We start from the raw sequence: 13,675 nt of genomic DNA on the forward strand, positions 1-13,675 counted from the left end.
GTGTCTCAGTCGGCGAGCCGCCAGAACGGGGAGACCGGGCCGACCCCCGCCCCCAGCGCGTAGGACTCGGCGACCGCCCGCTCGATGAACCGCTTCCCGCTGGCCACGGCGTCCGGCACGCCCTCACCCTTGGCCAGCGCCGCGGTGATGGCCGAGGCCATCGTGTCGCCGCCGCCGTGGGTGTTGTCGGTGTCGTGCCGGGGCCCGTCGAGCGCGACGAACTGCGTGCCGTCGGAGAGCAGGTCCACGCAACGCGGCGCGTTGTACAGGTGACCGCCCTTGACCAGGACCCACTGCGGCCCGAACTCCAGCAGCGCCCGTGCGGCCTCGCGCTGGCTTTCCTCGTCGGTGACCAGGATTCCGGTCAGCAGGCGGACCTCGTCGAGGTTCGGCGTGACCAGCGTCGCCCGGGGGAACAGCTCCGTCCGGATGGCCTCCAGCGCCTCCTCCCGCAGCAGCGCGTCGCCGGTCATCGACGCGGCCACCGGGTCGACGACGAACGGGGTGTCCGTGTCGCGTCCGATGTGGACCTCGTCGAGGGTCTTGGCCACCGCCTGGATGATCTCGGCGGTGGCCAGCATCCCGGTCTTCGCCGCGTCGACACCCATGTCGCCGGCCACCGCCTTGATCTGCGCGGTGACGACGTCGGCCGGGATCTCGGTGAAGCCCTGCACGCCCAGCGAGTTCTGCACGGTGACCGCCGTGATGGCGGTCATTCCGTGCACCCCGCAGGCGAAGAACGTGCGCAGGTCGGCCTGGATCCCCGCGCCACCGCCGGAGTCCGATCCGGCGATGGTGAGTGCCGTGCGCGGCGTCGCGGTCATGGTTGTTCCACCACCGGCAGGTAGACCTTGCCGCCGCGGTCGCCGAACTCCGCGGACTTCTCGCGCATCCCGGCCTCAATCGCCTCCACAGAGGACAGACCGTGTTCCTCGGCGTACTTGCGGACGTCCTGCGTGATGCGCATCGAGCAGAACTTGGGCCCGCACATCGAGCAGAAGTGCGCCGTCTTCGCCGGTTCGGCCGGCAGCGTCTCGTCGTGGTAGGCCCGCGCGGTGTCCGGGTCGAGCGCGAGGTTGAACTGGTCGTTCCAGCGGAACTCGAAGCGTGCCTTGGAAAGCTCGTCGTCCCACTCCTGCGCGTACGGGTGCCCCTTGGCGAGGTCCGCGCTGTGTGCCGCGATCTTGTAGGTGATGACGCCGGTCTTCACGTCGTCGCGGTTGGGCAGGCCGAGGTGCTCCTTCGGCGTGACGTAACACAGCATCGCCGTGCCGTACCAGCCGATCTGGGCCGCGCCGATGGCCGAGGTGATGTGGTCGTAGGCGGGTGCGATGTCGGTCGCCAGCGGCCCGAGGGTGTAGAACGGCGCCTCGCCGCAGAGCTTCTCTTCCAGCTCCACGTTCTCCTTGATCTTGTGCATCGGCACGTGGCCGGGGCCCTCGATCATCACCTGGACGTCGTGTTCCCGGGCGATGTGGGTCAGCTCGCCGAGCGTCTCCAGTTCGGCGAACTGGGCCCGGTCGTTGGCGTCGGCGATCGAGCCGGGACGCAGGCCGTCGCCGAGCGAGAACGTCACGTCGTACTCTCGCAGGATCTCGCACAGCTCGTCGAAGTTGGTGTACAGGAACGATTCCTTGTGGTGTGCCAGGCACCACGCCGCCATGATCGAGCCGCCGCGGGACACGATGCCGGTGACCCGGCGCGCGGTGAGCGGGACGTACCGCAGCAGCACGCCGGCGTGCACGGTCATGTAGTCGACGCCCTGCTCGCACTGCTCGATGACGGTGTCCCGGTACACCTCCCAGCTGAGCTTCTCCGGTTCGCCGTTGACCTTCTCCAGCGCCTGGTAGATCGGGACGGTGCCGACCGGGACCGGGGAGTTACGCAGGATCCACTCGCGGGTCTCGTGGATCCGCTTGCCGGTGGACAGATCCATGATCGTGTCGGCACCCCAGCGGGTGGCCCAGACCATCTTGTCCACCTCCTCCTCGACGGAGGACCAGACGGCCGAGTTGCCCATGTTCGCGTTGACCTTGACCAGGAAGTTCTTCCCGATGATCGCCGGTTCGCTCTCCGGGTGCTTGCGGTTGACCGGGATCACCGCCCGCCCGCGGGCGATCTCGGACCGGACGAACTCCGGCTCGACCCGTTCCCGTGCCGCGACGAACTCCATTTCCCTGGTGATCACGCCGGCCTTCGCCCAGCCCAGCTGGGTGTTGTGCGTGCGGCCGTCGATCCAGCCCGCCCGCAGCCGATGCAGTCCGGTGTGGACGTCGATCTTGGCGTCCGGGTCGGTGTACGGGCCGGACGTGTCGTAGACGTCGAAATGGTCCCCATTGGACAGTTCGACCCTGCGTGCGGGAACCCTGAGCCCGGACTCGGTGTCGTGGTAGACCTTGCGCGACCCGGTGATCGGGCCGGTGGTGACGGACGGACGGATGGCAGGATTGTTTTCCAGCGTCGTCAACGACGTTCACTCCCTACGCCGGCATTACCCGGTCAGGTTCATGCGGTCGGCGGCACCGGGTCCGGATCGGACACCAGCCACCCTCTCAGCCCGCCATGGCGCGAGCTCCCGCGGTGTTTGGATTACCGCTTCCGACCATGCCACGCCGAGCCCGAGGACTCAACCCCCAGCCGGGGTTAAGGGTCACCGGGATGGAGCATGCGGTGGTTAGCGATTCGCGCAAGACTGTTCCGGCCTTGAGGGAGGTGGATATGCGAAGGATGACCGTCCTCGCAGTGACCGGCGTGCTCGCCGCCGGACTGGTACCCGCCGCCGCGGCCGATCCCGCAGGCGACGCACCCGGTGCCCCCGGCGCCCACCCGCGCTGGCTGCCCGCGGACAAAACCGGCTTCGGCGGTTCCAGGGGCAAGGACAGCACGATCTGGTACACCCTGCAGGGTGGCCAGCTGTCGGAGATCTACTACCCGGATCTTTCGACGCCGACGGTCCGCTCGCTCAACCTGGTGGTGTCGGATGGCCGTTCGTACACGGCGGTGGACGCCGAGGAGAAACGGCAGGAGGTCCGCCGGGTCAGCGCGGACGGCCTTACCTACCAGCAGACCATCCGCGCGGACCGGTGGTTCCTGCGCAAGACGTACGTGACCGACCCGGCCCGGTCGAGTGTCGTCGTCGACGTGGACTTCCGGTCGCTGACCGGCAAGCCGCTCGACCTGTACGCGGTGCTGGACCCGGACCTGGACAACAACGGCACCGACGACTCCGCCCGCACCGAGGGCGACGCGCTGGTCGCCACCGACGGCAACGCCGCGTCCGCCCTGGTCGCCAGGCCCGCGCTGCGGCAGACCAGCAACGGCTACGCCGGCACCTCCGACGGCATCACCCAGCTGAAGAAGGACTTCCGGCTGACCGGGTACCCGAGCGCGGGCAAGGGCAACGTCGTGCAGACCGGCAGGCTGGACGTCGACGGCCTGCGGCAGCGTTCGGCCGAACTGGTGATCGGCATGGGGGCCGAGCCGAAGGCCGCGCTCGACACCGCGCGGGCGTCGCTGCGGCAGGGTTTCCGGCAGGCCGCGCGGGACAACGAGGCGGGCTGGCGCCGGTATCTGGACGGGCTGAAGCCCGCGCCGCGGTCGCTGCGCACGCCCGCCGAACGGGACCTCTACCGCGCGTCGGCGCTGCTGCTCGCCGCCAGCGAGGACAAGCTCAACCCGGGTGCGTTCATCGCCTCGCCGAGCATGCCGTGGGCGTTCGGCAACAACGGCAAGGGCTACCTGCCGTCGGGCACCTACCACCTGGTCTGGCCGCGTGATCTCTACCAGATCGCCACCGGAATGCTCGCCGCCGGCGACCGGGCGGCGGCGGAGCGGTCGCTGGAGTACATGTTCACCAAGCAGCAGTACCCGGACGGGCATCTCGCGCAGAACACTCATGTCGACGGCACGCCGTACTGGACGTCCGTGCAGCTCGACGAGACCGCGCTGCCGATCGTGCTCGCCGAGCAGCTGAAGGCCTACGACGCCAAGACCTGGCAGGGCGTGCGCAAGGCCGCCGAGTTCCTGCTGACCTACAAGGGGTCCAACGGCCTGGCCTCGCCGTACAGCCAGCAGGAACGGTGGGAGGAACAGGACGGGTACTCGCCGTCGACCATCGCGTCGGTGATCGCCGGCCTGGTCTGCGCCGCCGAACTGGCCAAGGCCAACGGCGCGGCTGCCGACGCGCAGCGTTACCTCGCCGCGGCCGACGACTTCAAGGCGAAGCTGCCGCGGTGGACCGTCACCACGAACGGGCCGCTGTCGCCGGAGCCGTACTTCCTCCGGCTGACCAAGGACGGCAACGCCGACAACGGCACCCGGTACAACCTGGGCAACTCCAGCTACACCGCCGACCAGCGGGCCGTCACCGACGCCGGGTTCCTCGAACTGGTGCGGCTGGGCATCTACCGTCCGGATGATCCGATCATCCGGAACAGCATCGCGGTCACCGACAAGGCCATCGGCGTCACCACGCCGACCGGGCAGTTCTGGCACCGCTACACCGGCGACGGGTACGGCGAGAGGGCCGACGGCTCGCAGTGGGACATGGACCTGCCGCAGGGCAGCAGGCAGACGTTCGGCAGGTTGTGGCCGCTGCTGGCCGGCGAGCGCGGGGAGTACGACCTCGCCAACGGTGACCGGGCGATGGCAGCCAAGCGCCTGCGCGACCTCGGGCGGGTCGCGCACACCGGCGACACGATGCCCGAGCAGGTCTGGGACGAGAACGCGCCGTCCGGACAGCCGGGCTTCGGCAAGGGGACGCCGACCCAGTCGGCGACACCGCTGGCCTGGACGCACGCGCAGTACCTGCGGCTGGCCTGGGCCGTGCAGGCCGGTGCGGTGATCGAGCAGCCGACGGTGGTGCGCTGCCGCTACCTCGGCTGCTGATGGGCGGGCGTGAGGGTCACCTCGTGCGGGTGATCCTCACGCCTCGTCGTTCTCGGGGTCCGGCAGCCAGGAGTTGCCGGGCACGCCCCACTTGTTGCGCTTGATCATCCGTTTGGCCTCGCGGGCGTAGCGGCCGACGAGCCGGTCCAGGTAGATGTAGCCGTCCAGGTGGTCGGTCTCGTGCTGCAGGCAGCGGGCGAAGTAGCCGGTGCCCTCGACCTCGATCGCGTTGCCGTCCAGGTCGAACCCGGTCACCTTCGCCCAGCTGGCGCGCCCGGTGGGGAACGACTCGCCGGGCGCCGACAGGCAGCCCTCCCAGTCGTCGTCCGGGTCCGGCATGGTCTCCGGGATCTCCGACGTGGTCAGCGTCGGGTTCACCACGAGGCCCTTGTGCCGGACGCCTTCGTCGTCGGGGCAGTCGTAGACGAAGATCCGCAGGTCAAGGCCGATCTGGTTGGCCGCGAGGCCGACCCCGTTCGCCGCGTACATGGTCTCGAACATGTCGTCGGCCAGGGCGCGCAGCTCGTCGTCGAACTTCTCCACCTCGCGGGTGGGGTTGTGCAGCACGGGTTCGCCGGCGATGACGATGGGGTGGACGGTCACAACCGGTCAGCTTACCGAGGCCACGGATCGTGACGCGCCGGGCCGTGATGCGCACGATGTGTCGGTGCTGCGTGGTTGAATGGGCGGCGCGGACGAACGACAGCTGTGGGATTTACTGAGAGCGCCGAGGAGTCACATGGACGCCGCGGAGTCGATGGCTCGGGGTGGCCGGCCGACACCGCCCGCGCAGGCCGGAAAGGCCGCGCCGAACGACCCGCCGGCCGGGCTCAGCAGCCGTGAGCAGGAAGTGCTCGCCTTCGAGCGGCAGTGGTGGAAGTACCGCGGCGCGAAGGAGCAGGCGATCCGCGAGCTGTTCGGCATGTCGTCCACGCGTTATTACCAGGTGCTCAACCAGCTGATCGACAAGCCGGAGGCCATGGCGGCCGATCCGATGCTGGTCAAGCGGCTGCGCAAGACCAGGACCGCCCGCCAGCGCACCCGTGCCGCCCGACGGTTGGGGATCGAGCTTCCATGAGTTGGTTCAACGGCCTCTCCCGCCCCCTGCGGCTGGCCGGTTTCGTTCTCGTCGGCGTCGCCGTGGTCGCCGCGGTCATCGGTGGTGTCACCGCGGTGACCGACGACGACCCGGCCGAGACTGCCGCCCCCAGCCCGACCGCACCCAGCGACCCCGGCAGCGCACAGAACCCGCCGCCCGCGCCGCCGTCGTCGAGCGTGCCGCCGAGCCCGCCCGCGCCGCCGCCGTCGACATCGAGCGTGCCGCCGCCAAGTCCGTCGACGCCGCCTCCCGGCCCGCCCGGCGGTGACCCGCAGGCCGCGGCGAAGCGGATCCCCGTCCGTGTGTACAACAACAGCACCATCCACGGGCTGGGTGCCCGCGCGGGCGACGACCTGCGTGCCAGCGGCTGGAACGTCGCCGAGGTGAGCAACTACCCGTCCGGCATCATCCCGACGACGACGGCCTACTACCGTCCCGGCACCGAAGAGGAGGCCGCGGCCAGGGCGCTCGCGGCGGAGTTCGGCATGCGCGCGGAGCCGCGGTTCGAGGGCATCCAGCACTCCACGGGTGGCGTGATCGTCATCGTCACCAACGACTACGGCAAGGTGCAGCGCCAGAAATAGGGTACGCGCGGTCAGCGCGCGGCTCGGGCGGTCGCGTAGGCCTCCAGGGAGGCCAGCTGCGCCGGGTCCAGTGACGGGCGGACGGCCTCGGCCGCCTTCGCCAGATGTGCCGCGGTCACCTCGCTGGCCTCCAGCGACTCCCGCATGGCCGTCAGCGCGGCCTCGCGGATGAGCGCCGCGCAGTCGGCCGCCGAGTAGCCCTCCAGGCCCGCGGCCACCTCGTCCAGGTCGACGTCGCCTGCCAGCGGGGTGTTGCGCGCGCTCGCCCGCAGGATCGCCGCACGGGCCTCGGCGTCCGGCGGCGGGACGTACACCAGCCGCTCCAGCCTGCCCGGCCGCAGCAGCGCCGGGTCCACCAGCTCCGGCCGGTTGGTCGCACCCAGCACGACGACCTCGCGCATCGGCTCGACACCGTCCAGTTCGGTCAGCAGCGACGCCACCACCCGGTCGCCGACGCCCGAGTCGCTGGACTGCCCACGCCGTGGCGCGAGCGCGTCGATCTCGTCGAGGAACACCAGCGACGGCGCGGCCTCGGCGGCCCGGCGGAACAGCTCCCGTACGGCACGCTCGGACTCGCCGACCCACTTGTCCATCAGCTCGGCGCCCTTGACCGCGAACACGTTCAGCGCCCCGGCACCGGCCAGCGCCCGCACCAGGAACGTCTTGCCGCCGCCCGGCGGGCCGTACAGCAGCACACCCCGCGGCGGCGCGACCCCCAGCCTGGCGAACGAGTCCGGATACCGCAGCGGCCAGAGCACGGCCTCGGTGAGCGCCTGCTTGACCTCCAGCATGTCACCGACGTCGTCCAGCGTGATCCCGCCGGTCGACAGCGTGTCCGAAGTAGACATCGAAATAGGACGGACGGTTTCCAGCGCCGCCATCAGGTCCTGCGCTGCGACCACCGGCTCATCGACGTCCCGCTGCCGCAGCGCCGCCCGCAACGCGCCGTCGCGGCGCAGTGCGATCAGGTCCGCCGCGACGAATCCGGGGGTCCGCTCGGCGACGGCACCCAGGTCGACGTCGGAGTCCAGCGGAACGTCCCGCAGCAGTACCCGCAGCAGCTCGGTCCGCCCCTTGCCGTCGGGCAGCGACAGCGACAGCTCCCGGTCCAGCAACTCGGCCCCACGCAGCCGCGGGTCGGCCGACTCCGGGTGCGCCGTGGTCGCCACCAGCGCGAAGCCCGGCCGGGTCAGCGCCGCCCGCAGTTCCTCCAGCAGCACGGTCGCCACCGGCGGCGGTGAACTCGCCGGCAGCAGCGCGTCGACGTCGGTCAGCAGCAACACGGCAGGGCCGTCCGTGCTCGCCCGGCCGATCGCCTCGCGGACCCTGGCCGCGGCGGCGTTCGGCTCCAGCACGGCGACGCTCGGCGCCGCCAGCGACACCACCCGCACGTCCTCCGCCTTGGCCACCGACCGCACCAATGTCGACTTGCCGACACCCTCTGGCCCGGACAGCAGCACCCCCAGGTGTGCCGACGTTCCCAGCCGGGCCAGCAGCTCCGGCCGCCGGAACGCCAGCTCGAACCACTCGGCCAGCGTCCGAGCCTGCGCCTGCGCGCCGACCAGGTCGGCGACCGGCGGGACGACCTGCTCCTCCGGATCCTCCTCGACGACCTCGGCGTCGATGAAGTCCTCCACGGTGGACGACGCCCGGGTCGCCGTCGCCACCAGCTCGGTCGTGCCCGCAGCGGGCTCCGGTCCCGAACCGGCCCGTGGCCCGTCCCGCCATTCGACCACTGTGGACTGTCCAACGGCGACAGCGCCGGCCGGCTCGGTGGCGGTGACGGTGAGCAGCTCGTTGGTCCAGGTCATGCCGATGGCGTTGGACAGCCGGGTCCGCGCGCCGGCCACGTCGGCACCGGGTGGCGGCGCGAGGTCCTGCGGCAGCAGCGAGACGGCGTCGCCGACGGTGAGCACCTTGCCGATCAACGCGAGTCGCAGGGTGGACGGCGACAGCGACGCGTTCGCCAGCCGGGACCCCGCCACCGTGACCGACCGGGCCGCGGCCACCTCGGCCGGGCTGACCACCACCTCGGAGCCCTCGGTGATCCCCAGGTTGGACATCGTGACGTCGTCGAGCAGCGCCACCCCGGCGGGGCCGCTGCCGTCGGCCGGCGCGGCCAGCGCGGCGCTCGCGCGGGCTCCGGTCAGGTGCACCGCGTCCCAGGCATGCAGGCCCAGCGCGTCGAGCACCTCCGGGTGCAGCCGGACGACGCCGCGCCGGGTGTCGAGCGCGGACGGCGTGTGCCGGACGGTGAGCGTCAGTTGAGGCGAGGACACCGGATAACCCTAATCGTTCTTCCGTCGCAGACCGATCCGCCGCCAGCGGCGCCCGCCGTCCGTCGCGCGGCCACGCGGCGTGAACTCCCCGCCGTTGCGGGGCAGCCGGACGGCCCGTCGCGCGGCACCGGCGACCCGGCGCGGCTCGCGGCGGCGCAGGCCGAGCCGCCGTGAGCCACGCGCCCGCCGGATGGCCCTGCGTTCCCGGGGCGGCACGTCCCATGCCTCCGGGTGGCGGGCCAGCCAGTGGTACCGGCGCACCGAGTACGGGATGTGCAGCAGGTAGAGGACGAGCGCGACGGCCAGCGAGGTCAGCGGGAACTGGATGATCGCGGCAGCCAGCAGGGCGACGCCGACCAGCAGTAACCCGATGGCCTTCGCCGGTACCTTCACGGTCTTCAGTGACAGCGTCGGGATGCGGCTGATGGCCAGCGCGGCGACCGCGACGACCCACAGCCAGACCACCAGCGGGTCGGACCACCAGCCGTGGCCGAAGTCCAGCGTGATGATCAACGGCAGCAGGCCGAGCAGCCCGCCGGCCGGTGCCGGTACGCCGACGAAGAACTCCTTGGCGTACGGCGGTTTCTCCGTGTCGTCGAGCAGTGTGTTGAACCGCGCCAGCCGCAGGATCATGCAGACGGCGAAGATCAGCGCGGCCACCCAGCCGACCCGCGGGCCACCGGACTGCCAGGCGTAGAGCACCAGCGCCGGAGCGACGCCGAACGAGATGGCGTCGGCGAGCGAGTCCAGCTCGGCGCCCATTTTCGACGTCGCGTCCAGCAGCCGGGCGATCCGCCCGTCCAGGCTGTCCAGCACGGCCGCGATGCCGATGGCGCCGATGGCCAGCGGGTAGTTGCCGGACAACGCCGCCTGCACGGCGGACAGTCCGGCACACAGGGCGAGGACGGTGATCGCGTTCGGCAGCAGCCGCACGCCCGGGTAAGTCCGGACCGTCATCGGTCAGCCCGCCGTGCGGGGCAGCTCGGCCAGCGGCGTCTCGCCGCCGATCGTGCGCTGGCCCTTCGACACCAGCACCGTGCTGCCCGGTGGCAGGTAGAGGTCGACCCGCGAGCCGAACCGGATCAGCCCGTAGGTTTCGCCGGCGGCCACCTTGTCGCCGTCGGCGACCTGGCAGACGATCCGCCGCGCGACCAGGCCGGCGATCTGCACGACGACCAGCTCGTGGCCGTCCTCGGTGCGCAGCAGCACCGAGTTGCGCTCGTTGTCCTCGCTGGCCTTGTCCAGGTCGGCGGACAGGAACTTGCCCGGCCGGTAGGCGACCCGCTCGACGGTGCCGCTCGCGGGCACGCGCTGCACGTGGACGTCGAAGACGGAAAGGAAGACGCTGACCCGCATGCGCGGCTGGGCAGGCAGGCCCAGCTCGGGCGGCGGTACGGCCTCCTCGATCAGCGACACCAGGCCGTCCGCCGCGGCCACGGCGAGGCCGGGGCGCTCCGGCGCGACCCGGCGCGGCTCGCGGAAGAAGGCGGCGGTCGCCAGGGTGCCGAGGCCGGCCAGCAGGCCGAGGCGCTTGGAGAAGCGGCGCAACAGCAGCGTCGCGGCGGCCCCGCCCAGCACGAACGGACGACCGGCCGGGTGCATCGGCGGGATGGTCTCGCGGGCGAGGGCGACGGCGTGCTTGATCGGGTTCGTGGGCGCGTCCGGTTCGGCGCTCATCAGCAGGGATTCCCAGGTCTCGTCGGCGGTGTGTAAGCCCACGCTACCGCCCGGCGGGATTCGGCGGCGGACCGACCGGGCGCGTGCGCCCCCCGACGAGCGCACGCACCCGGTCACGACCTGATCGAACGAGTGTAATCGGTTACCCCGACACTTCGCCACCGCACGTGTTCGGGGGATTACAGTAAGGGTTCGGTCCAGAAGTCGTCGTCACGCTCGGTAGGGGTCTCCGGCGCGAACTGCCGCAGCTCGCCGTCGCGGAACATCCACAGCCGGAAGAAGTACTGGCCCGACTCCATCAGCAGCACCTGCACCGCGTGTGGTTCCAGCCACGGCGTCGCCCGGACCTGGTCCAGTACCTCGCCGAGCGAGCCGTTCGTCAGCGTGCCCGCCCACACCGTGCAGCTCGGGTACTCGGACCCGCCCCACCTGGTGTCCGGCCCGGTGGTGTCGCTCAACCTGCCGTAACCGGCCTCGCCCAGCCAGGTACTGAGGGCGGCGACATGCGGAACGTCCCGTGCGTTGACGCAGACCATCACGTTCGCCAGCCAGTTCACGGCGGGCAACTCTAGAGCAGGATGACGTCGACCTCGCTCCCGGCGACGACCTCGCATGCCTCTTCCGGCAGCTCGATCAGGCAGTTGGCCTGAGCGAACGCCGCCAGCAGGTGGGAGCCGGGGCCGCCGCGCGGGCCGACCTCGCCGGTCACCGCGCCCACCGCGGGCGAGTACCAGCCCCGGCGGAACTGCCGCTTGCCGACCGGCGACCGCAGGTCCTCGGTGAGCCGCGCCCGCACCCGCTGCCTGCTCGTCGCCGTGTGCCCCATCGCGGCCAGGATCGCGGGCCGCAGGAACACCTCGAACGACACCAGCACACTCACCGGGTTACCGGGCAGCGTGACCACCGGCACGCCCTCCCAGCGGCCGCAGCCCTGCGGCCCACCCGGCTGCATGGCGACCTTGGTGAACCGCACGCCCGCGTCGGCCAGCGCGTCCTTGACCACCTCGTAGGCACCGGCGCTGACCCCGCCGGAGGTCACCACGAGATCGACGCCGGCCAGCTCGGCGGTGACCGCCTCGCGGAAGGTGCCGACGTCGTCGGCGACGCTGCGCAGCGTGCGTACCTCGCAGCCGAGGGCCCGCAGCGCGGCCAGCAGCATGATGCTGTTCGACTCGTAGATCTGACCGTGCCGCAGCGGATCCGGCGCCGTCACCAGTTCCGACCCGGTGGACACCACCAGCACCCTCGGCGGGGTGTAGACGGTCAGCCGGTCCAGCCCGACGGCCGCGGCCAGCCCGAGCTGGGGCGGGCCGAGCACGCTCCCGGCGGGCAGCGCCACCGTGCCGGCGGAGACGTCCTCGCCGGTGCGGCGGACGTGCGTTCCCGGCGGTGCCGTGGCGAACACCCTGACCCGGCCCGCGTCGCCGCCCGCGAACCCCGGGCCGGCGTCGGTCCGTTCCACCATCACCACGCTGTCCGCACCCGGCGGCAGCGGCGCGCCGGTCATGATCCGGTGCGCGGTGCCGGGCAGCAGCGGCTCGACGTCGGTCCGTCCTGCCGGAATGTCGCCGGTTACCGGCAGTTCGACCGGTTTGTCCTCGGTGGCCTCGACGACGTCGACCGAGCGGACCGCGAAGCCGTCCATCGCCGAGTTGTCGAACGGCGGCAGCGACACCCCCGCCCGCACGTCGTGGGCCAGGACCAGGCCCGCGCAGCCGGCCAGCGGCAGCGTCGCCGTCCTGCCCGGAGTCAGCAGCTCGGCGACGGTGGCGCGGTGTTCTTCGACGGAGATCACCGGACCATCCTCCCGATGGCGGGCGCTCGTGCAAGACTCAGCCCCGCCACAGGCCAGTCCGGGAGGGAGACCCGTCGATGCAGGTGAATGTCCGCCACAAGCCGTCGTTCGCGGTGGCGCGGCTGATGCTGGCGCCGGGCGAGCCGGCGCAGGTCGAGGCGGGCGCGATGCTCGCGACCAGCTACGGCGTCCAGGTCCAGTCCAGTGCGCAGGGCGGGATCATGAAGGGCCTCGGCAGGGCCTTCCTCTCCGGTGAGTCGTTCTTCATCTCGACCTACACGGCCCCGCAGAACGGCGGCTGGGTCGACGTGGCGGCCAACCTGCCCGGCGACATCCACGTGATCAACCTCGACGGCCGTACCGGCTGGTGCGTCACCCAGGGGTCGTGGCTGGCGTCGTCGCACTCGGTGCAGACCGAGACCCGCTGGGGCGGCTTCGGCAAGATGTTCGGCGGCGAGGGCGGCTTCCTGACCCACGCCACCGGCCAGGGGCCGCTGGTGGTGGCCTGCTACGGCGCGCTGGAGGTGATCAACCTCCAGCCCGGCGAGGTCGTCACCATCGACTCCGGGCATGTGGTGGCCTACGCCGACACCGTGCAGTCGCAGACCCGCAAGGTGGCGTCCGGCATCATGCAGTCGATCAAGAGCGGTGAGGGCCTGGTGTTCGACTTCGCGGGCCCCGGCCAGGTGTTCACCCAGACCCGCAACCCCGCCGCGCTGGCCGCCTGGGTCATCGCGCAGGTGCCGTCGAGGTAGCCGACATGCGGGTGCACACGCGCCACACACCCGCCTTCGGCGTCGCCAGGGTGACGCTGAACCCGGGCGAGGGGGTGCAGGCGGAAGCGGAGACGTTGCTGGCGAGCAGTTTCGGGGTGACGAGCGCGCAGTCCCGCAAGGGTGCGCCGCCGGTGTTCACCGCGCCGGCCGAGGGCGGCTGGGTCGACCTCGCGCCCCGCGATCCCGGTGACGTCTACCCGCTGGAACTCGACGGCACCACCGGCTGGTCGGTCGCGCGAGGCGCGGTGCTGGCCCGGCCGGCGACCGTCCGGCGGGACCAGCACTGGCCCGCGCTGCAGACCCTGTTCGGCGGCGACACCGGGTTCCTGGAGCACTTCAGCGGCGCCGGACCGCTCGTGCTGACCTGCGCGGGCCCGGTGGAGGCCTTCACGCTCGAACAACGCGAGCTGGTCACCGTCACGCCGGGATTCCTGGTGGCCTACCCGGACACCGTGCAGTGCAGGCTGCGGGCACTGGACCCGGCCGGGCCGCAGTCGGTCCGCACCGGCGAGGGGCTGGCGCTGGACTTCGCGGGGCCCGGCACGGTGCTCGTCCAGGCACGCGCCAGGCGTTGATAT

General features: G+C 71.6%; 13 protein-coding genes. 5 read left to right on the forward strand and 8 right to left on the reverse strand.

Translation table 11 applies throughout. The features are described from left to right. Positions 1 to 5: 5 nt before the first annotated feature. Both thiD and thiC read right to left on the reverse strand, forming a co-directional pair. Positions 6 to 824 (reverse strand): bifunctional hydroxymethylpyrimidine kinase/phosphomethylpyrimidine kinase, encoded by an 819-nt coding sequence (gene thiD, locus EWH70_RS22740; protein ID WP_130477502.1) that lies wholly within the window; start codon positions 822 to 824, stop codon positions 6 to 8. Then, positions 821 to 2,467 carry a phosphomethylpyrimidine synthase ThiC gene (thiC, locus tag EWH70_RS22745; RefSeq protein ID WP_276320575.1) on the reverse strand — a complete coding sequence of 549 codons (1,647 nt, stop codon included), beginning with the start codon at positions 2,465 to 2,467 and terminating at the stop codon, positions 821 to 823. The genes thiD and thiC overlap by 4 nt, the downstream gene beginning before the upstream one ends. Before the next feature lie 251 nt (positions 2,468 to 2,718). On the opposite strand from thiC, the gene EWH70_RS22750 reads away from it, so the two are divergent. Continuing rightward, positions 2,719 to 4,887: a glycoside hydrolase family 15 protein gene (locus EWH70_RS22750; RefSeq protein WP_130477503.1), complete on the forward strand. Its 2,169-nt coding sequence runs from the start codon at positions 2,719 to 2,721 to the stop codon at positions 4,885 to 4,887. Between the two features lie 36 nt (positions 4,888 to 4,923). Here the strand turns inward: EWH70_RS22750 and EWH70_RS22755 are convergent, their stop codons facing one another. Then, positions 4,924 to 5,490 (reverse strand): peptide deformylase, encoded by a 567-nt coding sequence (locus EWH70_RS22755; RefSeq protein WP_130477504.1) that lies wholly within the window; start codon positions 5,488 to 5,490, stop codon positions 4,924 to 4,926. Between the two features lie 136 nt (positions 5,491 to 5,626). Between EWH70_RS22755 and EWH70_RS22760 the strand changes: the two genes are divergently transcribed. Next, the gene (locus tag EWH70_RS22760; RefSeq protein ID WP_130477505.1) at positions 5,627 to 5,965 is read left to right on the forward strand and encodes a DUF3263 domain-containing protein; all 339 of its coding nucleotides are present in this window, start codon (positions 5,627 to 5,629) and stop codon (positions 5,963 to 5,965) included. Then, positions 5,962 to 6,570: a LytR C-terminal domain-containing protein gene (locus EWH70_RS22765; protein WP_130477506.1), complete on the forward strand. Its 609-nt coding sequence runs from the start codon at positions 5,962 to 5,964 to the stop codon at positions 6,568 to 6,570. Before EWH70_RS22760 ends, EWH70_RS22765 begins: the two co-directional genes overlap by 4 nt. Positions 6,571 to 6,581: 11 nt before the next feature. Here EWH70_RS22765 and EWH70_RS22770 read toward each other — a convergent pair whose 3' ends face one another. The 5 genes from EWH70_RS22770 to moeA all read right to left on the reverse strand — a co-directional run bounded on the left by EWH70_RS22770 (position 6,582) and on the right by moeA (position 12,321). Further along, entirely contained in the window at positions 6,582 to 8,849 is a 2,268-nt protein-coding gene (locus EWH70_RS22770) for an AAA family ATPase (protein WP_130477507.1), read from the reverse strand. Positions 8,850 to 8,858: 9 nt separating this feature from the next. Continuing rightward, the gene (locus tag EWH70_RS22775) at positions 8,859 to 9,806 is read right to left on the reverse strand and encodes a CDP-alcohol phosphatidyltransferase family protein (RefSeq protein ID WP_130477508.1); all 948 of its coding nucleotides are present in this window, start codon (positions 9,804 to 9,806) and stop codon (positions 8,859 to 8,861) included. Between the two features lie 3 nt (positions 9,807 to 9,809). Further along, complete coding sequence (locus EWH70_RS22780) at positions 9,810 to 10,526, reverse strand: phosphatidylserine decarboxylase (RefSeq protein WP_130477615.1); 717 nt, start codon at positions 10,524 to 10,526, stop codon at positions 9,810 to 9,812. A 179-nt stretch (positions 10,527 to 10,705) separates the two neighbouring features. Next, positions 10,706 to 11,083 (reverse strand): squamosa promoter-binding protein 15, encoded by a 378-nt coding sequence (locus EWH70_RS22785; RefSeq protein WP_130477509.1) that lies wholly within the window; start codon positions 11,081 to 11,083, stop codon positions 10,706 to 10,708. 11 nt (positions 11,084 to 11,094) lie between these two features. Next, positions 11,095 to 12,321 carry a molybdopterin molybdotransferase MoeA gene (gene moeA / locus EWH70_RS22790; RefSeq protein ID WP_130477510.1) on the reverse strand — a complete coding sequence of 409 codons (1,227 nt, stop codon included), beginning with the start codon at positions 12,319 to 12,321 and terminating at the stop codon, positions 11,095 to 11,097. Between the two features lie 77 nt (positions 12,322 to 12,398). On the opposite strand from moeA, the gene EWH70_RS22795 reads away from it, so the two are divergent. Both EWH70_RS22795 and EWH70_RS22800 read left to right on the forward strand, forming a co-directional pair. Beyond that, positions 12,399 to 13,076, forward strand: a complete 678-nt coding sequence (locus EWH70_RS22795; RefSeq protein WP_130477511.1) for a TIGR00266 family protein — start codon at positions 12,399 to 12,401, stop codon at positions 13,074 to 13,076. Positions 13,077 to 13,081: 5 nt separating this feature from the next. Next, complete coding sequence (locus EWH70_RS22800) at positions 13,082 to 13,672, forward strand: AIM24 family protein (protein ID WP_130477512.1); 591 nt, start codon at positions 13,082 to 13,084, stop codon at positions 13,670 to 13,672. Positions 13,673 to 13,675: the final 3 nt, after the last annotated feature.

The organism is Amycolatopsis suaedae (assembly GCF_004214935.1).
GTDB classification, from domain to species: domain Bacteria; phylum Actinomycetota; class Actinomycetes; order Mycobacteriales; family Pseudonocardiaceae; genus Amycolatopsis; species Amycolatopsis suaedae.

Bases quoted from the DNA above. Each gene is read 5' to 3' on its own strand.
- EWH70_RS22780 (WP_130477615.1), bottom strand. From the start codon at position 10,526: ATGAGCGCCGAACCGGACGCGCCCACGAACCCGATCAAGCACGCCGTC.
- EWH70_RS22800 (WP_130477512.1), top strand. From the start codon at position 13,082: ATGCGGGTGCACACGCGCCACACACCCGCCTTCGGCGTCGCCAGGGTG.
- EWH70_RS22765 (WP_130477506.1), top strand. From the start codon at position 5,962: ATGAGTTGGTTCAACGGCCTCTCCCGCCCCCTGCGGCTGGCCGGTTTC.
- EWH70_RS22760 (WP_130477505.1), top strand. From the start codon at position 5,627: ATGGACGCCGCGGAGTCGATGGCTCGGGGTGGCCGGCCGACACCGCCC.
- thiD (WP_130477502.1), bottom strand. From the start codon at position 824: ATGACCGCGACGCCGCGCACGGCACTCACCATCGCCGGATCGGACTCC.
- EWH70_RS22795 (WP_130477511.1), top strand. From the start codon at position 12,399: ATGCAGGTGAATGTCCGCCACAAGCCGTCGTTCGCGGTGGCGCGGCTG.
- EWH70_RS22775 (WP_130477508.1), bottom strand. From the start codon at position 9,806: ATGACGGTCCGGACTTACCCGGGCGTGCGGCTGCTGCCGAACGCGATC.
- EWH70_RS22750 (WP_130477503.1), top strand. From the start codon at position 2,719: ATGCGAAGGATGACCGTCCTCGCAGTGACCGGCGTGCTCGCCGCCGGA.